The sequence below is a fragment of the Proteus vulgaris genome, assembly GCF_033708015.1.
Lineage (GTDB): Bacteria > Pseudomonadota > Gammaproteobacteria > Enterobacterales > Enterobacteriaceae > Proteus.
The window spans coordinates 79,106-99,091 of record NZ_CP137921.1; the positions used below are offsets into that span (position 1 = coordinate 79,106).

Annotated in this window: 15 protein-coding genes; 13 read left to right on the top strand and 2 right to left on the bottom strand. The window is 51.2% G+C overall.

The window, feature by feature from the left end; translation table 11 throughout:
* Positions 1-49 precede the first annotated feature (49 nt).
* From traA to traN, 10 genes are all read left to right on the top strand, one after another.
* A complete protein-coding gene (gene traA / locus SB028_RS20060; protein WP_064754699.1) occupies positions 50-367 on the top strand; it encodes a TraA family conjugative transfer protein in 318 nt (105 codons plus the stop codon).
* Between the two features lie 200 nt (positions 368-567).
* A complete protein-coding gene (locus SB028_RS20065) occupies positions 568-6,054 on the top strand; it encodes an Ig-like domain-containing protein (RefSeq protein WP_000606835.1) in 5,487 nt (1,828 codons plus the stop codon).
* A gap of 148 nt (positions 6,055-6,202) precedes the next feature.
* Positions 6,203-6,910 (top strand): DsbC family protein, encoded by a 708-nt coding sequence (locus SB028_RS20070; protein ID WP_001259346.1) that lies wholly within the window; start codon positions 6,203-6,205, stop codon positions 6,908-6,910.
* The gene (gene traC, locus SB028_RS20075; protein WP_000637384.1) at positions 6,907-9,354 is read left to right on the top strand and encodes a type IV secretion system protein TraC; all 2,448 of its coding nucleotides are present in this window, start codon (positions 6,907-6,909) and stop codon (positions 9,352-9,354) included. Before SB028_RS20070 ends, traC begins: the two co-directional genes overlap by 4 nt.
* A gap of 14 nt (positions 9,355-9,368) precedes the next feature.
* Positions 9,369-9,686 (top strand): hypothetical protein, encoded by a 318-nt coding sequence (locus SB028_RS20080; protein WP_000351984.1) that lies wholly within the window; start codon positions 9,369-9,371, stop codon positions 9,684-9,686.
* Positions 9,683-10,213 carry a S26 family signal peptidase gene (locus SB028_RS20085; RefSeq protein WP_001010740.1) on the top strand — a complete coding sequence of 177 codons (531 nt, stop codon included), beginning with the start codon at positions 9,683-9,685 and terminating at the stop codon, positions 10,211-10,213. The genes SB028_RS20080 and SB028_RS20085 overlap by 4 nt, the downstream gene beginning before the upstream one ends.
* Complete coding sequence (locus tag SB028_RS20090) at positions 10,176-11,441, top strand: TrbC family F-type conjugative pilus assembly protein (protein WP_001447719.1); 1,266 nt, start codon at positions 10,176-10,178, stop codon at positions 11,439-11,441. The genes SB028_RS20085 and SB028_RS20090 overlap by 38 nt, the downstream gene beginning before the upstream one ends.
* Positions 11,438-12,109 carry an EAL domain-containing protein gene (locus SB028_RS20095; RefSeq protein WP_000575345.1) on the top strand — a complete coding sequence of 224 codons (672 nt, stop codon included), beginning with the start codon at positions 11,438-11,440 and terminating at the stop codon, positions 12,107-12,109. Before SB028_RS20090 ends, SB028_RS20095 begins: the two co-directional genes overlap by 4 nt.
* Positions 12,106-13,113 (top strand): TraU family protein, encoded by a 1,008-nt coding sequence (locus SB028_RS20100; protein ID WP_000983282.1) that lies wholly within the window; start codon positions 12,106-12,108, stop codon positions 13,111-13,113. The genes SB028_RS20095 and SB028_RS20100 overlap by 4 nt, the downstream gene beginning before the upstream one ends.
* Positions 13,114-13,228: 115 nt before the next feature.
* Positions 13,229-16,024, top strand: coding sequence for a conjugal transfer mating pair stabilization protein TraN (gene traN, locus SB028_RS20105; protein ID WP_001256484.1), 2,796 nt, complete (start codon positions 13,229-13,231; stop codon positions 16,022-16,024).
* A 38-nt stretch (positions 16,025-16,062) separates the two neighbouring features.
* Here the strand turns inward: traN and SB028_RS20110 are convergent, their stop codons facing one another.
* A complete protein-coding gene (locus tag SB028_RS20110; RefSeq protein WP_000709517.1) occupies positions 16,063-16,923 on the bottom strand; it encodes a hypothetical protein in 861 nt (286 codons plus the stop codon).
* Between the two features lie 122 nt (positions 16,924-17,045).
* Positions 17,046-17,687, bottom strand: coding sequence for a hypothetical protein (locus SB028_RS20115; protein ID WP_000796664.1), 642 nt, complete (start codon positions 17,685-17,687; stop codon positions 17,046-17,048).
* A gap of 294 nt (positions 17,688-17,981) precedes the next feature.
* On the opposite strand from SB028_RS20115, the gene SB028_RS20120 reads away from it, so the two are divergent.
* The 3 genes from SB028_RS20120 (at position 17,982) to SB028_RS20130 (ending at position 19,979) form a co-directional block, all read left to right on the top strand.
* The gene (locus SB028_RS20120; protein WP_000547566.1) at positions 17,982-18,302 is read left to right on the top strand and encodes a hypothetical protein; all 321 of its coding nucleotides are present in this window, start codon (positions 17,982-17,984) and stop codon (positions 18,300-18,302) included.
* Positions 18,303-18,605: 303 nt separating this feature from the next.
* Entirely contained in the window at positions 18,606-18,791 is a 186-nt protein-coding gene (locus SB028_RS20125; RefSeq protein WP_001186917.1) for a hypothetical protein, read from the top strand.
* A 219-nt stretch (positions 18,792-19,010) separates the two neighbouring features.
* The gene (locus SB028_RS20130) at positions 19,011-19,979 is read left to right on the top strand and encodes an AAA family ATPase (RefSeq protein WP_000085160.1); all 969 of its coding nucleotides are present in this window, start codon (positions 19,011-19,013) and stop codon (positions 19,977-19,979) included.
* Positions 19,980-19,986: the final 7 nt, after the last annotated feature.

Consider the following 19,986-nt stretch of genomic DNA (forward strand, 5'->3'; position numbering starts at 1 on the left):
GGCGAATGCCTCAAGTAAAAACAACGCACTCTTCCTCTTCCTGGGGTTGATGGTGGTAGCCTTCCTGCTCGTGCCGGATCAGGCCCACGCTGGTACTGGTGGTACAGCGTTTGACGACGTATGGGTAACTCTCAAGGATTGGACCCAAGGTACTTTGGGTCGAATCGTTGCGGGTGCGATGATCCTGGTCGGTGTTGTTGGTGGTATCGCTCGCCAGAGCCTCATGGCTTTCGCTATGGGTATCGGTGGCGGTATGGGCCTGTACAACTCCCCGACCGTAGTGGAATCCATCATGTCTGCTACTCTGGAACATGCAGAGAAGGTCATCCCGGCTGTTGTGCAACTCAGCAATGGCCTGGGGGTGTAAAAGACACCTTGCCGTTAATCAACGGGTGATAGGGGCAGCCTAAAAGCTGCCCTTATTTTTTGGCAAAAAGTCCAGTCATAACAAATTCCAACTATTTCCTTATTTGCTCAAAAAGGGCACTTCCACAGCCCATGTTTATGCACTCCCTCCCGTAACCTCCAGCATTGGGTTCTTGTAACTCAAAACGAATGGAGAATGCGATGATCAATTTCAAGCCTAAAATTCCGGCGATGCTTGGGGCTCTGGCGGTTCTTACCGCTGGTGCTGCTCATGCAGAGCTGCTGGAATACACCTTTAAGGCTCCAGATGGTACGCAACGGTCTCTGACTCCGAATGCCAACTATGCCAACCCAACGGGCAATATCTCGTTTGCCTTGAGTGCCGGTATCGACCGAAAGGTAAAGATTTCGGTGCTTCGGTCGGATGGAACAGTGGTTTCGACAGCGACCAGCCACCTTCTTGGGGCTACTGATCGCATCACAGTGGGTGGAAAATCCTACTATGGTGCGGAACTTCAACTACCAGCTCCAGTTGGTGGGGCATACACTATCAGGGCGGAAATTCTTGCCTCTGATGGTTCTACAGTACAGACGGATGAATACCCTCTTACTGTCGATGTGACGCCGCCAACCTACTCTTCGCTTGCCCCGGTTTATAGTAACTATGGGCAGGTTACTAGCGGTGATGTTTGGAAACTGGGTCTAGGTGGCTCTGAGGATAATGCCTTTTTGCTGTCAGGAATCTCTGATGAGTCACCCATCAAAGGCGTCAAAGCAAAGCTGTATCGTCAAGACGGTTCACTCTACAAAGATGTATCCGTGAACTACGATGACGCTAACGGACAAGCTAGACAGTCTTTCCAATCTGGCTTTTTCCCAGCCTCTGACTTGGATGAAGTGTTTACACTTCAGTTTGAGATAAGCGATAGCGCTGGAAATAGCTATCTTTCACCTCGTCAAAAAGTGATGTTTGATAGCATAACCAATGCTCCGTCTGCACCTTTTGGTGTTTATGACCCTTCAAGTACAAACAACTTAGGCCCTGGATTAACCGGATTTGTTGCTTACACTGAGGGCATGACAGTTAAAACTAACCCAATCAAGTTAGCTTGGCGTGTTCCGCGTGATAACTGGCATGAGTATAGAGAAGGTGGGATAAATATGACCAATGCCTTGGGAGAGATGTCCAAGGTAGGAGAAGATGCCAGCTATGTTTATCTCGTCACAACCGCACCTTATGGCAATACCGACGGCAATTATTGGCGTTGGGTGAACTTCGGCCAGTGGGGGGGAGGCGGTATTGCTTATAACCTCACACTCTCTCCATCAGCGCCTAAAAGTCCCAGACTTTTGGGTGTGGACTACAATTACAGTGATATAGGATGGTCTAGTTTTTACCGCTACTGGGTGAACAATTCTGTTCTTCCTGTCACTGTTAGTAGTATCCGTGTCAAAGTTGAACCAAGGCCTTACGTTCAAACTGCCGTTCACAGGGGAAGCTGTGAAATTCCTGTTGGTCAAGATAGCTGCGTGATTGCAAATAGCTTCACAATGGCTAAAGGCACAACAGGGTACGTCCACGATAATGCGACAGTTTTCAATCCGGATAAATCTCTTCGCTCGAATCCTCTTTGGGCAGAGGTTAACTGGAACGATCAGCACTACCCTCAGCTAAGTCAGCAGTTCGATCAAAATAGCAAGGTATTTACCTTATTCGTTAACCAGCCAGGACGAGGCGCTTACTTTGATAGGCTGCGTCTGCGAAGTGCATGGATTGAAGATAGCAAAGGCAACAAGCTGTCTCCAACTGGTGGGTTAATAGCCAACAACTGGGAGAACTACACTTACCAGTGGGATCTTAAAACTCTCCCTGAGGGGCAATACAGTCTTGTTGCCGCAGCAGAGGAGATGCACGGGCCTTTAACGCGACAACCAATGTTCCAGATAACGTCTGATAGAACGCCACCAACCATGACACTCAGTGTGGCAGATGGAGCAGCTATCCAGACTCTAGATGATGTTGTTATTACCTTGGCTGATGCTATCGACCCTTCACCTAAATTGACCTCTATTGCCCTTGTAGGGGGGCCTGCCAATGACAAGGTGCAGTTGTCTTGGCGTGAGGAGTCGAAAGGTCGATTCCGCCTTGAGTACCCGGTAATGTTCCCTTCTTTGAAGGAAGGGGAATCTTACACGCTGACTGTTTCCGGTGAGGATGCACAAGGCAATGCGGTTCAAAAGGCTGTTGGCTTCGAGTACAAACCTCGTCAGGTAATGCTGGCGGATGGGATGGATGGCAAGGTCATGGTCCCCGCTGTCACTCATGAATTTGTTCATGCAGATGGCAAACGGATCATCGAAACCAAGCCGCTGACGCTCAGTGATGGTGCTGTCGTGACAGGTTCATACGACGTGTTTGCGACCCTACGTTCTGATGCGAAAGTACCGCTGGTGGTTAATGGGGTGCGTATCGAGCCAGGCCAGACAATGGGGATCATGAGCCAACATGATTTCGGTGCGTCAGGTGGTCGTTTGAGCATTCCGGTTAAACCTGCTGTTCCTGATGTGGTCGGCTCTTCCAGCCTTCTTGTCATGACCTCCGCGCCGAACTCACCCATCTTGGTTGTGGACATCAATACCTGGAAAGGGACGGCTAAGCTCTCTGCTGAATCATGGACAATTCGCCAGGTCATTGACCCAGTGAAAATCTATGCCCTGCCAGAGTCGGGTGTGCCTTGCCGGTTCACCACGAAAGAGGATGTGGCTATGGCCGCAGACCCAATTCGTGACCCGGTGTGTTTGCTCCAGTGGGACAGAACTCCAGATGAGGCTGAACAAACTACGCAGGACAACAACGGGATGAAAGTTGCTGGGCTGGTGGGGCAGGCTGTGAGCATTGGTGAACAACCTGTCGAATACAGCCTGTACCTGTTCAGTGGTGACGGTTCCAAGGTAAAAGTTGGGTCTGGCTCTCAGAACCTGACGGTAACTACTGCCTATGGCTCTGTTGGCTACACCCCGATTGATGACATTGCTCAGGTGAATCGCGTCATTGAAGATTTTGATGTGAACTTCAAGCAGAGCAAGGGGCCAGACTGTTCTATAACCCTCAGCGCAGACCGTGCGAAAAAAGAGGCCGCGAACAAGGCTGTTGGTAGTGCAAGCCGTGCCTGTCTGTTCGAGTGGCAGCAGATCCCCGATGGATTGGTCCAAGACCCGTTATCGGAATCACCTTCGCTCTCTGGTTCATTGGCCTCCAACGGCGTTCATCCACTGGGGTGGCGGGTAAGTATTTTCACCCGTAACGGCACTAGGGTGACGTTGAACGACGAGACTTTCAATGTCGAAGCGGTTGACCCACCAGCTCCGACCGTTGAACTAGCCTCCGACTACAACTTCAAAGACAACATCTACTTGGTGCCGATGACAGGTAACTACCTGGGTGATGCCATTATCAACTCTGAACGAGCTGATCTGGATATTGCCATATCGCGCAACTCGGATGTTCTTGAGTCTGAGACCTTCACTCCGGGATGGGGTGCCACCAATAAGGTGTATCGCCGCATCAATACCGATGAGCGAGCGTTGTGGGAGGAGACCACCTACAAGGTGAACGCGGCCTACAACAAGGTGCCTGATGTGAAGACTGAGGTTGTCTACCGGGCTATCTCTGCACCTTCTGACAGTATCCGTCCTATCGTTGAAGTTAAAGGTGATACCGCGATTGACACCCAGGCATTGCCGGTTAGGGTTCTCATCCGTGATCAGTACAAACCTGATGGTGACTATGACGCTAACACGATGGGGGTGTGGAAAGTACGCCTGATCCAGCAAAAGGCCTACAACGAGACGGTTGCGCTCACTGATTATGCGGAAGCATCGAACGGTGAAGCTCAGTTCTCAGTAGACCTGTCTGGTGTGGATACTTCCTCCGTCCGTATCGCTGCTGAGGCTGTTCTGGAAAGCCCTGTTGAGGGTTACAACCGCACAGAGTTGTCTATCAGACCTGCCTTCTTGACAGTGCTTCGCGGTGGTGCCATCGGTGCTGGCGTGGAGGCTCGCAAGTTGTCTGGTGAAGCTCCGTTCACTGCTGTGTTCAAGCTATCTTTGGACGACCGTCAGGATCTCCGGGCTACCGGCCAGGTTGTGTGGGAAACCAGTAAGGACGACGGTAAAACCTGGGAGCAGTTCATCCCAGAAGATCGATACAAGTATCAGCTTGTGAAGACCTTCGACAAGGGGGAGTACCAGGTTCGGGCCAAGGTGGTGAACGTCAACTCAGGTGCGGAAAAGTACACCGAAGCGGTCAGTGTTGTCGCTTACGACAAACCTGATATTGCTGTTATCGGCCCGACCACGTTGTTTGTCGGAAGTGAAGGCAAGTACACAGCGAACCTGACGTTGAACGATGAGCCAATCTCCGGTGGCAATGCCATTGTTGAGTGGTCTACTGACGGTGGCAAAACCTACGCGCAGACAGGGGATAGCATCACGCTTTCGAGCGATGAAGAAACCCGATACCGCCTGTGGGCTCGTGTGCGCTCTGCCACGGCACCGGCTGATGACGGCTATGCCTATGAAGTTGCGAAAACGGCGGTTGACTTCCGAGCAGTGAAGGCACCTCGTCCTTACGTGACAGGGCCGCGAGTTATTGAGACCGGTAAGAAGTATGTGTTCAAAGCCGAAACCAGCCTGCCTTACCGTGGGATGGACGTGAAGCTGAACGGGTTCTTCACGCTGCCTGATGGCTCGATTGTGCAGGGTGATACTGCTGAGTACGAACCCTCTGACACTGACCTCAATCAGGCTACTGTAGAAACGAAGTACACCACCTGGATCGAAGGATACCGAGATCAGGGTGCAGAGGCTTCGCATAGCCTACGCTCCCGCGTTTGGCAGTATGTATGGCCGAGCTTCGGAATGCAGGTTAGGAAGAACGCAGACGTGGCTCCTGCGACGATCACCGCGTCAGTGCGGCCAATTGCCTTCAACGGCAAGCTGGAAGAGCCGACCTACGAGTGGGAGTTGCCGGAAGGCGCTGTGATTCAGGATCAGCGGCAGGATATTGTCCGGTCCTTTGTGATCAATGAGCCGGGTGATTACAACATCAAGGTCACTGTCCGTGATGCTCGCGGCCATGAGACCGTGATCGAGCAACCGCTCAAGATCGGCCAGGCAGCGCCCTATGCCATTGACCTGCAATACTCTGGCTCGAACAAATACGAGCGTGAGCCTCTGGATGTGCTGTTGCGACCGTACATTTCTGGCGGCCACCCACGCGACCGTATTTCGACTCGTGTTTATTCGGTAGATGGTACACCGTTGGAAAGCAGTGGTTACTACGGCAGAGCAACTCTGGGCGCTGGTGAGCACAGCATCAAGCTGAAAATAACCTCAGAAATGGGGCATGAAGCTGAGGGCGAGGTGAACATCAATGTTGCAGAGAACAAGTTGCCTGCATGTAGCCTGAGCTCACGAGAGACCGTTGGGTCGTGGATCGTCTATGCGAACTGCGAAGATACCGATGGCCGCATGAAGTCCTACGAATGGACCATTGCCGGTGAGTTGCAGAGCATCAGCTCTGATCGAGTGACTATCAGCAAGGGCACCTATGAAACGATGCCGACCATCTCTCTGGTTGGGGTCGATGACTCTGGGGGCAAATCCGAAGCTGTTACCATGAACTAAGGTTCATTCCTCTCAAAGCCCGGTTCAGACCGGGCTTTTTTTTGTATCGCGCTGGAATTGTCCAAATTGGGCTATTACAGAGGCGAGTCTATTTCCATCCCCCGGATACACTGCCCAGCATCCAGTAATCCAATCTTAGGGGATAGACATGCGGACAAAATTACTTGGGGCGCTGATGGTGTTCGGGATTATTACCGGCACGGCTCATGCGTCATCGAAATTGGAAATCACCGATCCCAGAGCGGCGAAGATAGAGGACATTGTAGAGCTACCCATCAAAGGGGTTCGAGCCGTCCAAAGTGATGGGCAGATCATGTTCCTCTCTGAAAACGGACGATTTGTTATTTCAGGACAAATCTACGACCTGTGGAGCAAGAAGCCCCTCAACACGATGTCCCAAATGAGGGATGTAGCGGAGCGTATCCACTTCAAGAGCATGGGCATGGATGTGGACACGCTGAACACTGTGTCGATGGGGCGTGGTGACAAAGAGGTGGTGGTCTTTGTTGATCCTAGGTGCGCGGTTTGCCATCAGCTCATGGGTGATGCCAAATCGCTGGTGGATGATTACACCTTTAAATTTATCGTGATTCCAGCTCTGGGTGCTGAGTCCAACCGCCTGGCAAAAAACTTGTACTGCGCGAAAGACAAAACCCACGCGCTTGATGCGCTGATGAACAACACCCTGGGTTCCCTTCCTTCAAAAGAAACCTGCGACCCCGGCCAATACGACCAAACGCTGCTGACAGCTCATTTCATTGGGATTGAGGGCGTTCCGTTCGTTGTTGCTCCGGATGGTCGTGTCAGCAAAGGACGTCCGAAGAACCTGAAATCATGGTTGGAGAGTGCTGAATGATCGTAACCATCAAAAAGAAACTCGAAGAAACGTTGATCCCGGAGCACTTGCGAGCTGCCGGGATTATTCCTGTCCTGGCCTATGACGAAGACGATCATGTCTTCCTTATGGATGATCACAGTGCAGGCTTTGGTTTCATGTGTGAGCCCCTGTGTGGTGCCGATGAAAAAGTTCAGGAGCGAATGAACGGTTTCCTGAATCAGGAGTTCCCGTCGAAGACTACGCTCCAGTTTGTCCTGTTCCGCTCCCCGGACATCAATCAGGAGATGTACCGGATGATGGGTTTGCGTGATGGCTTCCGTCACGAGCTGCTGACATCTGTTATCAAGGAACGGATTAACTTCCTCCAGCACCACACGACAGATCGCATATTTGCCAAGACCAACAAAGGTATCTACGACAATGGCTTGATCCAAGACCTCAAGCTGTTCGTTACGTGCAAAGTCCCCATCAAGAACAATAACCCGACTGAAAGCGAACTCCAGCAGCTCGCACAGCTTCGCACGAAGGTCGAATCATCGCTTCAAACCGTTGGTCTGCGTCCTCGCACAATGACGGCGGTGAACTACATCCGGATCATGAGCACCATCCTGAATTGGGGGCCAGATGCTTCATGGCGACATGACTCTGTGGATTGGGAGATGGATAAGCCCATCTGCGAGCAAATCTTCGATTACGGCACCGACGTGGAAGTCAGCAAGAATGGCATCAGGCTGGGTGACTACCACGCGAAAGTCATGTCAGCGAAAAAGCTGCCTGACGTTTTCTACTTTGGTGATGCGTTGACCTATGCCGGGGATCTCAGCGGCGGCAATTCCAGCATCAAAGAAAACTACATGGTCGTGACCAATGTTTTTTTCCCTGAGGCAGAAAGCACGAAAAACACTCTGGAGCGCAAACGCCAGTTCACTGTAAACCAAGCCTACGGGCCGATGCTCAAATTCGTGCCGGTGCTGGCGGACAAGAAGGAGAGCTTCGACACTCTCTATGAGTCCATGAAAGAGGGGGCTAAGCCAGTCAAGATCACCTACTCGGTGGTTTTATTTGCTCCAACCAAAGAACGTGTTGAAGCGGCGGCGATGGCCGCACGAAACATCTGGCGTGAATCTCGGTTCGAGCTGATGGAGGACAAGTTCGTTGCTCTGCCGATGTTCCTCAACTGCCTGCCATTCTGTACCGACCGGGATGCAGTGCGAGACCTATTCCGCTACAAGACCATGACAACCGAGCAGGCTGCTGTGGTCCTGCCGGTGTTTGGGGAATGGAAGGGGACCGGGACCTATCATGCAGCGCTGATTTCCCGCAACGGCCAGCTCATGAGTCTGTCTCTTCACGACAGTAATACCAACAAGAACCTGGTGATCGCAGCCGAATCCGGCTCGGGTAAATCGTTCCTTACCAACGAACTGATTTTTTCCTACTTGTCCGAGGGGGCTCAGGTCTGGGTTATTGATGCCGGTAAGTCCTACCAGAAGTTGTCGGAAATGCTCAATGGCGACTTCGTTCACTTTGAAGAAGGAACGCACGTCTGCCTCAACCCGTTTGAGCTCATACAGAACTACGAGGACGAAGAAGACGCGATAGTCAGCCTCGTTTGTGCGATGGCTTCGGCTAAGGGCTTGCTGGATGAATGGCAAATCTCTGCGTTGAAACAGGTCCTTTCTCGCCTGTGGGAAGAGAAAGGTAAAGAGATGAAGGTTGACGACATCGCTGAGCGCTGCCTGGAAGAAGAAAATGACCAGCGCCTCAAGGATATTGGTCAGCAGCTCTACGCCTTTACGTCGCAGGGCAGCTACGGGAAATACTTCTCTCGCAAGAACAACGTCAGCTTCCAGAACCAGTTCACTGTACTGGAGCTCGATGAACTGCAAGGGCGTAAGCACTTGCGTCAGGTTGTACTACTCCAGCTTATTTACCAGATCCAGCAAGAAGTATTCCTGGGTGAACGTAACCGCAAGAAAGTCGTCATCGTGGATGAGGCCTGGGACCTGCTCAAAGAGGGCGAGGTCTCGGTCTTCATGGAACATGCCTACCGCAAATTCCGTAAGTACGGTGGCTCCGTTGTCATTGCAACGCAGTCCATCAACGACCTCTATGAGAACGCAGTGGGCCGCGCCATCGCGGAGAACTCGGCCAGCATGTACTTGCTCGGCCAAACCGAAGAAACCGTGGAATCTGTTAAACGTAGCGGTCGTCTGACCCTTTCAGAGGGCGGGTTCCACACCCTCAAAACGGTACACACCATCCAAGGCGTGTACTCAGAAATCTTTATCAAATCGAAGAGCGGTATGGGCGTCGGTCGCTTGATAGTGGGCGACTTCCAGAAGCTACTTTATTCGACCGATCCGGTGGACGTTAACGCCATCGACCAGTTTGTGAAACAAGGCATGAGCATACCTGAGGCAATCAAGGCCGTAATGCGAAGCCGTCGGCAGGCTGCATAACCAGGGAGACAGTAATGGACATTAAATCAATCGCAATCGCCGCCATTCTCGGTGCCGCTGGTGGCTTCGGCGGTAGCTACTACGTGATGAGCGAACAAACGGCAAGCATCCATCAGCGTTTGAATCAAACCCCGCCAGTGGTCGTGGTTGACTTCGCTAAAGTGGCGTCGGCGTATCCCGCTGGTGCCTCTCAGGAGGAAGTTGAAAGGCTGATGGTCAAGACCAATGACGCAATTTTGAAGTTGAAAGACGCAGGTTATTTGGTCCTTGACGCAAGTGCTGTCGTCGGGGCTCCAAGTGACGTGTACCTCCCTGATGAGGTGCTGAAATGAATTTTCCACTCAAGAAGTATTTCGTCAAAAAGGAATCCTGGAAGCGCTTCGGGGTTAAGGCAGGTGTGACACTAGTGGTTCTTTGGGCTGCTGGTGCGGCCTTTGCCAGCCGCTACCGTATTGGCATTGATCCACAACAGGAGAAGTGCCTGCCGGGTTACACCTTCTTCCTCATTGATCTGAACGACCAAACTCTGGAGAGGGGAGCGGTTTACGCCTTCCAAGCCAAGAACATGCAGCCTTTCTACAAGGACGGGACTCGCATGGTCAAAATCCTCACCGGTATGCCGGGGGATAAAGTCGAGATCAACGATAAGTGGAAGATCACCGTCAATGGTGATGTCGTCGGAGAGGGGCTCCAGCTCGCAGGGAAACTACATCTGCCAGAGAGCCACTTTTACGGCAAGACCACGCTGAAAGAGAACAACTACTGGTTTATGGGCAAAAGCCCATTCAGCTTCGACTCACGTTACTGGGGGACTGTGAAAAATGATCAGATCATTGGCCGCGCATATCCCCTGTTCTAAGAGCGTTCTGGTGGCGTTGATGTTCTCTGTGGCTGGCGGGGCATACGCTCAAGAGTCTCCGCTCACAGAGCAGGATAAGGCGCTTATTGAGCAAGGAAAGCAAATTGCCCAAAAGGCCCAGAAGATGGAAATGCCATCTCTGTTGCAAAACCAACACATGGACGAGGCTCAGGCCGAAGCCAAGGCATTTTTCAAGCAGCTCCAAACTACTAACCCAACGCTCAAGGAGATGCACCGGAAACAGGCTGAAAAGGGTATCTACTCTGACCATCGGATACTGGTTTTCGCCTCGTTGTCTCTTGGCGAACAGGGGTTAGATGACGTCCTAACGGCGGTGTCAGGCCAGCCTGATTCTGTAATTGTGTTCCGTGGCATCCCGGAAGGAATGAACTTGGGGCAGGGAGTTAAAGCTATTCAGGCGCTCGCGGCCAAAAAAGACCCAGTGCCGAACATCATCATCAACCCTACGTTGTTCAAAACGTACAACATCACAGCCGTTCCCACGATTGTGATGCTGGAGGATGAGCCGCTGCCTGGCGAACAACCAAACGTCGTCGCCCAGGTCTCCGGGTTGTCCGACCCGGTATGGTTGGCTCGGGAAGTGGATAACGGAGAAAAAGGCGATCTCGGCGTTAAGGGGCCGGTGGAGAAAATCAGTGAGCCAGACCTTATTGATGTTGCCAAGAAACGCCTTGCCAATATCGACTGGGAAGAGAAGAAGAAACAGGCTATAGAGCGCTTCTGGACCAAGCAGAATTTCAATGAGCTGCCAAGAGCGCCAAAATCTCGAACACGAGAAATTGACCCTAGCGTCATGATCACCAGTGACATCAGCACTCCGGATGGCACTGTGTTCGCTCACGCGGGTGACGTGATCAACCCATTGTGCGATCCGAAGGAAGTTTGCAAGCCTGGAACGCGGCCATTTACCCAAGCGGTCGTAGTTTTCGACCCGCTGGACAAAAAGCAAATGGAACTACTCGCCAAGAAGCTGCCTGAAATCAAGCTGGAGCCTGGCGTACAACGGATCACCTATATCGCCACAGAGTTCGACAAAGACAAAGGCTGGGATTCCTACAAGAGTGTCACCGACAACTTTGACGCGCCGGTATATCTGCTGACGCCAGATCTGATTACCCGGTTCGAGCTGGAGCACACACCGAGCGTCATTACTGCCAGAGGCAAGAAGTTTGTTGTCCGCGAACTTGCTGAGGAGGGCGGTGAATGATTTTTGCCCCGGCTTTCCAACCAATTAAAGACGTCGGCACAGGTTCGTTTGTCGCTGCTGAGGTACTGGCTCGTTGGTACGACGAAGGCCGGGTTCTTACACCATCCTCTCTGTCATCTCCTCCTTATTGGGGACTGGTGGATATGGAGATGGCACGGTTCATTCAGGACAACCTTCATTATTGCTTGGATCTGTACCCGGCTCTCTTTCTGAATGTCTCCGAACAAACTTTGCAATCAGACGTCATCTTCAAGGCGTGGTGTAGGGTTGTCCGCGACATTGCTAAAAATCACTCATCACGGCTTGTCATCGAGATTACAGAGGGCATTCAGGACGCCTCTCTCGCATCGAGATGGGAGGCTCTGACCGAAATAGGGGTTGAGCTGGCGCTGGATGACTATGGAGACAAAAACTCTTCTCTGGATCGCCTGAGCCGTTATGACTGGCACTATTGCAAGTTTGACGCGAGAAGACTGCGGTCGCTTGAAGACTACCCGGCCATCCTCCACTGCCGCCGAAAAGGCATACAGCTCATTGCTGAGCAGGTGGAGAGCTTCCCATTGGGGGAGAGCGCCAAATTACTTGGACTGTCATGGCAACAAGGTTTCTATCACGGGAAGCCTGCTGTCATGGAGAAAAATTTGAATTACGTAAAGGCCTTACCATGATGCAAAAAATTCTACGGATCATGGCCGTTAGCGCGGTCTTTTGGGTTGGTTCGGTATCGGCTGACCCTGGGTGCCAGAATGCGGAAGTGATCGGCGGAAAACTGATTACTGACATCTGCTGGAGCTGTATTTTCCCTATCAAAGTAGCAGGGGTTCCTATAAGTGGTGGAGGCGGATCATTCCCGAGTGAAGCCGTAAGCAACCCTCTGTGTATGTGCGAGGATAATCTAGGGGTCCCTCGGCCTGGAGTCACCACTTCTATGTGGGAGCCAGCACGGCTCGTTGAATTTCAGAGAGTGCCTGGCTGCTCATCAGTCTTGAATGGTGTCAGGTTCCCGTTTGATAGGACTAACCAAGGGCATCATGGCATGGGAGACATGGATGGTGGTGATGGTTCTTTTATGCACTATCACTACTATGCGTTTCCTCTGTTGGTGATGCTCGATTTATTTATTAAGCAGACCTGTAATGCTGATGGGTATATGGATCTCGACATCATGTACATGTCGGAGCTCGACCCGACCTGGAACAATGATGAGCTCGCTTTTTTTACCAATCCAGAGGCGGCGGCAGTAGCAAACCCAATTGCGGCGGCTGCGTGTACTGCTGATGCTGTCTCATCAACCGCTGGAAAACCTTTAAAACAGCTTTTCTGGTGTGCTGGTTCATGGGGCACCCTGTATCCATTTAGTGGCAACCAGAATGGTGGAAAAGGTGTTATCCGCGATAGCAGTCTTCTTAGCACAAGGGTTCTGGCTGCTTTGCATCGCCGGGGGTTAGCGTGGAAGACAATGGGTTCTGAGGCTATGTGTAGAGGCGTTATTAGCCCAACACTACCCAAAACGCAGTACAAATTCACGCTATTGCATCCGGTTCCAGAGACAAACTCATCTCACGTAATTGGCGAATCCACTCTTACGTGGGGTCTGGCGCGAACTATACCGGCAATTGGGCAAGACCCTATTTACACCATCTGGCGATGGAATGATTGCTGTAACAATTGAGCAGACCCTAACGAATTTGCACGGGCATTTTAGATTATGCCCCAAAAGGGCCACTACACGTACAGGTGGCCCTTGTCTTCTCAGATAGCATGGGAAGGTTGAAATGGAGAACACAATGCGAAGTCATAATTACTTTATGAAAGCTGTGGCCTCGCTGTTGACAGTAACCATGTCTGCGCTGCCGATACATTCCTACGCTAACGGTAGCCAAGACCAGGACATCACAGCGGTGGGTAAAGAGGCCCAGGCTTTCGGACAAAACCTCTCAAACTCATTCAAGTCGAGCTCGGGGACTGTGCAAGATGGCACAATCTCTATGCCGACGTTGAAAGACGGTCAATTCCAAATGAACGGGGGGAGTCAGATTAATGTCAATGATCTATTCCCCGGAACGAGCGGGACCAACAATAAACCTGATAGTTATTACTTCCCTGATGCCAATAAACCTGATGTGGGCGGTCTGCAAGGCATTTACGACTCTGGCGATGACATGGACAGCGTGGGGAATAATGCAAAAGGGTCGCTGTGGAGTGATGCCAATAGTGCTAATCCATCAATCTCTGGTGCGGCATACAAGGTTCTTCTCGATGCCTCTAATCGATCACGCCCTGATTTCAGTAATGACCCGGTACTAAATCTAAGCAAAAAGACCTATGAGGATATGGACCTCATCGCAGGTGGCTTTGGGGATTGTTCTGCCGAAACAACCATCAATCAGAATACTATCAACGCCCACATTCCAGAGTATGAACGGTGTCAGCGTGTTGTAGATCAAAGCGCGGACTGTGAGGTTGTCCATGACTACGACGCCTCTGTGGTGAAGCACTATGATGGTCCATATAACCTCAAATCTTGTGGAGAAGGCTGTACTGAGTTGTGGATTGGTCGAGTGGGGGACAACTACTGGAGTGGTAACTGCAAGATTTATGAGGAGTACACGCGGGTCCAAGTCAGCAATCCAGATGCCATAGTGTCTGCAACGCTTGAATACGCCAAGTGGGATGACTACATGCAAGTGTGGGTCGGTAAGTCCGGCCAAGAGACTAAAGTGTGGTCTGGCCCAGATGGCAACTTCCCTCCAGAAACAGCCGGTAGATGTGAGCTCTCCACGAGTTGGGAGCGAAACCCTAATGTTGATGTCACTCCCTATTTTAAGAACGTGAAAGATGGTGATGTTGTTACGTTTAAGATCCGCGTTTCAGTAAGTGGCGAAGGTGAGGGTTTTGGCCGCATAAAACTCCGCTATGACCCATCGAAAGCCATTACCAAGGATGAGTGGGCTCCACAGAGCTGCATGGATTCAGCCAAAGGGGTGGTAGATGGTTTTGCGGAAGGCGAGATCACATGTATAGATGACCCGACTGATGCTACTGGCTGCACAGTCATCAATGGGATCAAAGTTTGCGAATCTCAACTCAAGCCGTCACCTTTGCCTGGTATTCCAAAACTATGCAAAAAGGTTCGAGTTAAAGCTGACTATGACTTCTATAAGGGGCAAATGGACTGCTGGACAGACCCTCAAGGTGAAACGCACTGTCCGGTAAACACGGGCGGGAATCTCGATAGCTGTCAGAAATATGAAGAAAACCCTCAGTGCGGCTTCATCAGTTCCAAATGTGTTGATGGTGCTCAGGGAAGTTCTGGTACGTGCTACGTCCACGAGGATACTTATGACTGTGGTACAGATGTTTCTGTTCCGACCTTGGAAAAGGAAACTGAGTACCAGTGCGGTGGGCCTATACGCTGCATGGGAGATGACTGCCTTGATTTGACCAAAACACAAAGCACTGATTTTGCTCGCGCTACTGCGTTGCTCAATGCAGCCCAATTCATGACGCAGGATATGAGCTGCACAGGCCAAGATGGGGATGACAATCCTACCGGGGATGAAAACGTTATTTGCTCTGCTTTTGCAGGGGAAGCTGGCGAATGCAAGATAGCTGTTGGGGGAGTTTCTGATTGCTGTGAAAAGCCAACCAATATATCTCTTGCCGATTATCTGAACCTAATAATGGCCGTTCCAAAGCTCGATGGCGCAGTGATGGGGCTGACTGATGGTAATGCGCTTAAAGGTGCTTATCAGGTACTTAGGGAACCTGCCCTTCAAGGGTGGACAGAAGTCACAAAACCGTTCACAAGTTATATAGAGAACGTTTCAGGTGCTGTTGATTCGTTCTTCCAGCCTGTAGAGCAGTTTGTTGATCAACTCATTGACCAGCTCAAAGAGCAAGTCAAAGAAGTGATGATGGATGTCATGAAATCAGCAGGCCAAGATGCAGCAACAGAGCAGGCGGCTGCCGCAGCATCTGAACAAGCTGCCGAAGCAATGATGGAGACTGCGACAACATGGCTTAGCACTGCCATGACGATATATACCGTCTATGTCGTTGCGATGGTGATGATCCAGATGATTTATAAGTGCGAGGAAGAAGAGTTCACTATGAACGCAAAAAGAGCGCTCAAGAATTGCACCTATGTAGGCTCTTATTGTAAATCTAAGGTGTTGGGCGCTTGTATTGAAAAAAGAGAAGCGTATTGCTGCTTCAATTCTCCGCTCTCTCGTATTATACAAGAACAGGTTCGCCCTCAATTGGGGCAGAACTTTGGAGACCCCAAAAATCCTCAGTGTGAAGGGATTCCACTAGATAAAATTGCCGAAATTGATTGGAGCAAAATTAATTTGGATGAGTGGCTTGGGATATTACAGCAGAACGGTAAATTCCCTGATCCGGCCTCAATAAATCTCGACTCGCTGACTGGAGCAGGGAATGACTTCAATATTGACGGGACGCGGAAGAATGCTCAGGAAAGGGCGTTGGAGCGGTTGGAAGGGATTGATATTGACGCGAAGCGAAAAGAGGCGACAAACAGCATAGACCCTCAAACAGGCGCGCCAACTGGTGGTGGATAAAAAAAGGGGCCTTTCGGCCCCTTTCTCATGTAGATTGATTACGCTTCTGGGTAAACAAATAACTCTGCTTTTCCCTGATCAAGAAGGTAAGGGAAAGCAACTTTTTCGCCATTATCCAGCTCAACCGATTTTGGAGCAAGGTAGAGGTAGGCCCAAGCTGGTAGCTGTTTGCTAATAGCTGCGTAGATCGCTTGCTGAGGAGCATGGCTTGCTGCCCCATTACCGACATTCACAAAGTTGTATGCGGTCTCATGGCCTGATGTGAAGGCATACGCTGTACCTTGAACGCCAGAGACAAAATTAGGAGCTGACCCTAGGCGAGGCTCCACGATTTTCACCTTAACGGAACACATGTCAGCTACCTTACTTTGTCCGTTCACCCACGTCGGGCAACCCCATTCATTCTTGTAGAACTGATAGGTTAGGCGACCGTCTTTGTCATACAGAAGCGTGAAATTGGCACCCAAATCAGTCAGCGCTGACTCAATGGAAACTTTCACATGTGAAAGAAATTTGGCCTGAGCGTCTGCCGGTGAAACTGCTTCGTTAGCAGGCATCCAAGCGATCAAGCTATTGCGAGCGCCATGCTGTTTGGGGCCGATAGCCCAGTTCGCAAGGTTGACCAAGCCACCTTGCCAGTCGGTCATTCCGAGCTGAGGGGACATGTAGCCAGACAGCACGTAGGCTGCCCCAAACGTTTTGGTGTCGGTCAGACGCTCCAGCTTGTCACGCGGAACAGAAGCGTCTTGGATGCCTGTTACCAGGCCACCGGCCTCCGCGATGTTGTAAGCGCGACTGTGATTGGTTTTGTACGCTGTGGGTTCGTAACTGCTGGTGGATGCACAGCCAGATAGAGCTGCTACAGCCAGAGCCACGGTGGTGATTAAAGCCTTTTTCATGTTGTTCTCCGTTCTTACCTGAGTTGAATCTGATTTACTTCGATAATATCACAGCATCAAAAAATGCAACCATAAAAGACAAAAAAAAGCCCCTCGGGCGAGGGGCAAAGGTTTGGGCTGGGTTATGCTGCTTTTGTTTTCTCGGCTTCGTCTGCGATTTCCTTGTCGCCGGTTGCAGATTCCGGAGCGGCTTCGGCCACTTCACCTTCTTTGCCTTTGCTGTGGGCGGAAATGCGAGCCCGTTTCTCGATGCCGATGATTCGACCGGCCAGCTTGATGAGGCGTTGCTGCCATTGGTAAGTGGCGTCGGTGCGCTGCTTGCTGGTCAGTACGGTGTTCAGCCAGAGAGTGTCAACGATCCCCATCAGGGTATCCAGTTTGCGGATCAGGTGTGCAAACTGAGCAACCTGAGGAGAGTTGATCTCGATGGTGTATTCATTCGGGTTGGTGTAGCCGGGCATCATGTCGATGCCGTTGTCTTCCATCAGCTTGTTGAGCTGGGCGGTAGCTTTGTCCAGGTCTTCGGAGACCTTGGAAATGTGTTCCAGGATGACGGTTTCAACCTGGTCGATTTCGTCCTGCTCACCGATGATGCGAAGGATCACGTCGATGGAGAACAGGGAGTTGGAAACTCGCTCAAAGCTGCGTTCCATGACGCGCTGAGCTTGGAGGCTGTTTACTTTCAGAACTTGCTTGAAAACAGGGCGAGAGTAGTGGTTGCTGCGGTCGTTGTTTGTGTCCAGTGCTACTTGTGCTTCTGCCATTAGAGATACTCCTAAATTTGAGGTACAGATAAACGCACTGGAAAGGATAAATGCGGTCAATCTGTAACCTGACCTCTCGAAGTGCCCAAAATGGACAGTTACAGCGTTTTCTGTTTAGCAAAGGTGAGCTATATTTGAATCATCTTAGTCGCTCTGCGGCTATAGGTGAGATAGCTGGTCTCCGAAAACAAACAGCATCTAGTCTTATGCCGTATGGCATTACTTAACCCCAAGCCGGGGGCTTCTCCCGGTTTTCGGGTGTTGCCCCTGTTTTTTTTACATAGGAGCAACACCATGCACATCATCACTTTCATTGTAGTTCTGCTTGCATCTCTGGGCGCACTGTACGTAGGCGCGAAGGCATTTGCTTTTTCCTTCATCGTTCTCGCTAAAGTGTTCCAGCGTATCGGTTTGTTCCTTTGGAACAAATTCGCAGTTCCTGCAATGCGGTCTGTACAGGCCGTCATCAAAGAACGTGCTGCCAAGGCTGAACAAGCCAAAGCAGTCGTTGAACCTGAGGTAACTCAAGTTCAAGAAGTCGCTAAACAAGAACCTGACTGGGATTATCTCGAAATCCCGACTTACCTTCGTAAGGGCAAGGAACTTGTTTGGTAATAACTGTCGCTGAGTAATCTTCGACACTTTCAAACCCATCGGGGCAACCATACCCCGACGGGGATGTTGCCCCTTTTTGCTTAGGAGCAACATCATGGAAATCGCTATCATCGCTTTGTGTATCCCTGCTGGTTGGGCAATCTCTCGTCCTTTCGTGAGAATCGCTGAATCGTTCGGTTACTGCTGATAGTCAACGCAAAGGGAGGGGGCAACCCCTCTCTTTCTGGTCAAGCCTCTGTGGCTTGTCCTCAAAGTCTTCTGGTGTCAGTTGGCTTTGACGACAAGCTACAGGGGGAATGTCGAATGCAACAGAATCTTCATGTTTACGACGATCACGCAGGCATCATCTATCTGGCTGATGGACGCGAGGTGAAATTTGATCCGAAACTGTATTCCAGCTCCTACCAGGCGCACAGTGAAGCAGTGAAGTGGGCCAAAGAAACCGGGGTCATTGGTCAAAACGACGATGTGGTGATGTTCGTCCATTGAGGGAGTAGCCTCCAGGAGAGGCTACTCTCCTCGCTCCTTAAAAGTCTTCTTACTCATGGTGAATACCATCAGTAAGCAGATTTTGTTCTCTTCGGAGAGCGAAAAGTGCGATAGCTGGTCGCCAAAAACAAACAGCAAATTAACGTTAATTTACTAGCCCAACCGGGCGCATCCGCCCGGTTCGGGACGTGGTGCGCCTGTCACAATAGGAGCGCACCTATGTCTCAATACTCTCAATTCTCAGTAAGCAAGGTTTTCGGTATGCCCAGCATTCCGGAGAAGGTAACGGCCATCGGCTACGCTGACGGTTCAAACCCTTTCATCCCTGCCACTGATACCAACTACGTTTTCCGCAAAGAGTTTCTGCGAGAGGTCTTGGCCTATCTCAAAGAGCCTGGCGGTGACGCATTGTTCGTAACCGGCCCTACCGGGTCTGGCAAAACCTCAGGTATCACCGAGATCGCTGGTCGTCTCAACTGGCCTGTTCAGCAAATCACTGCCCACGGGCGGATGGAGCTGACAGATCTGATTGGACATCACGCTCTGGTCGCGGAAAAGCCTGGTCAACCACCTGTCATGAAGTTCATGTATGGACCTCTGGCAGTCGCTATGCGTGAAGGTCATCTGCTCCTCATCAACGAGGTGGATTTGGCCGACCCTGCCGAGCTGGCTGGTCTCAACGATGTCCTTGAAGGGCGTCCCCTTGTGATCGCTCAGAATGGCGGGGAAATCATCAAGCCGCACCCGATGTTTCGTGTGGTCGTTACTGGTAACTCTACGGGGTCCGGTGATGCTTCTGGTTTGTACCAGGGGGTGATGATGCAGAACCTCGCAGCTATGGATCGCTATCGTTTCACCAAAGTAGGGTATGCGGATGAGGAAGCTGAACTCAGCATTCTTGGCCGTGCTACTCCGAAACTTCCGGAAAATGTGCGGAAGGGAATGGTTCGGATTGCTAATCAGGTCCGCAAACTGTTTCTTGGCGAAAACGGTGAAGATGGTCAGATCAGCGTCACCATGTCCACTCGGACGTTGGTGCGTTGGGCGAAACTGTCTCTAGCGTTCCGTGGTGCCCCAAATGCTCTTGAATACGCCTTGGATCAAGCTCTGCTTATCCGTGCGGCCAAAGAGGAGCGTGAAGCCATCCTGCGTGTTGCGAAGGATGTGTTCGGGGACCAATGGCGCTAAGAGGTGA

Bases quoted from the DNA above. Each gene is read 5' to 3' on its own strand.
- traA (WP_064754699.1), top strand. From the start codon at position 50: ATGGTGGTAGCCTTCCTGCTCGTGCCGGATCAGGCCCACGCTGGTACT.
- SB028_RS20065 (WP_000606835.1), top strand. From the start codon at position 568: ATGATCAATTTCAAGCCTAAAATTCCGGCGATGCTTGGGGCTCTGGCG.
- SB028_RS20070 (WP_001259346.1), top strand. From the start codon at position 6,203: ATGCGGACAAAATTACTTGGGGCGCTGATGGTGTTCGGGATTATTACC.
- traC (WP_000637384.1), top strand. From the start codon at position 6,907: ATGATCGTAACCATCAAAAAGAAACTCGAAGAAACGTTGATCCCGGAG.
- SB028_RS20080 (WP_000351984.1), top strand. From the start codon at position 9,369: ATGGACATTAAATCAATCGCAATCGCCGCCATTCTCGGTGCCGCTGGT.
- SB028_RS20085 (WP_001010740.1), top strand. From the start codon at position 9,683: ATGAATTTTCCACTCAAGAAGTATTTCGTCAAAAAGGAATCCTGGAAG.
- SB028_RS20090 (WP_001447719.1), top strand. From the start codon at position 10,176: ATGATCAGATCATTGGCCGCGCATATCCCCTGTTCTAAGAGCGTTCTG.
- SB028_RS20095 (WP_000575345.1), top strand. From the start codon at position 11,438: ATGATTTTTGCCCCGGCTTTCCAACCAATTAAAGACGTCGGCACAGGT.
- SB028_RS20100 (WP_000983282.1), top strand. From the start codon at position 12,106: ATGATGCAAAAAATTCTACGGATCATGGCCGTTAGCGCGGTCTTTTGG.
- traN (WP_001256484.1), top strand. From the start codon at position 13,229: ATGCGAAGTCATAATTACTTTATGAAAGCTGTGGCCTCGCTGTTGACA.
- SB028_RS20110 (WP_000709517.1), bottom strand. From the start codon at position 16,923: ATGAAAAAGGCTTTAATCACCACCGTGGCTCTGGCTGTAGCAGCTCTA.
- SB028_RS20115 (WP_000796664.1), bottom strand. From the start codon at position 17,687: ATGGCAGAAGCACAAGTAGCACTGGACACAAACAACGACCGCAGCAAC.
- SB028_RS20120 (WP_000547566.1), top strand. From the start codon at position 17,982: ATGCACATCATCACTTTCATTGTAGTTCTGCTTGCATCTCTGGGCGCA.
- SB028_RS20125 (WP_001186917.1), top strand. From the start codon at position 18,606: ATGCAACAGAATCTTCATGTTTACGACGATCACGCAGGCATCATCTAT.
- SB028_RS20130 (WP_000085160.1), top strand. From the start codon at position 19,011: ATGTCTCAATACTCTCAATTCTCAGTAAGCAAGGTTTTCGGTATGCCC.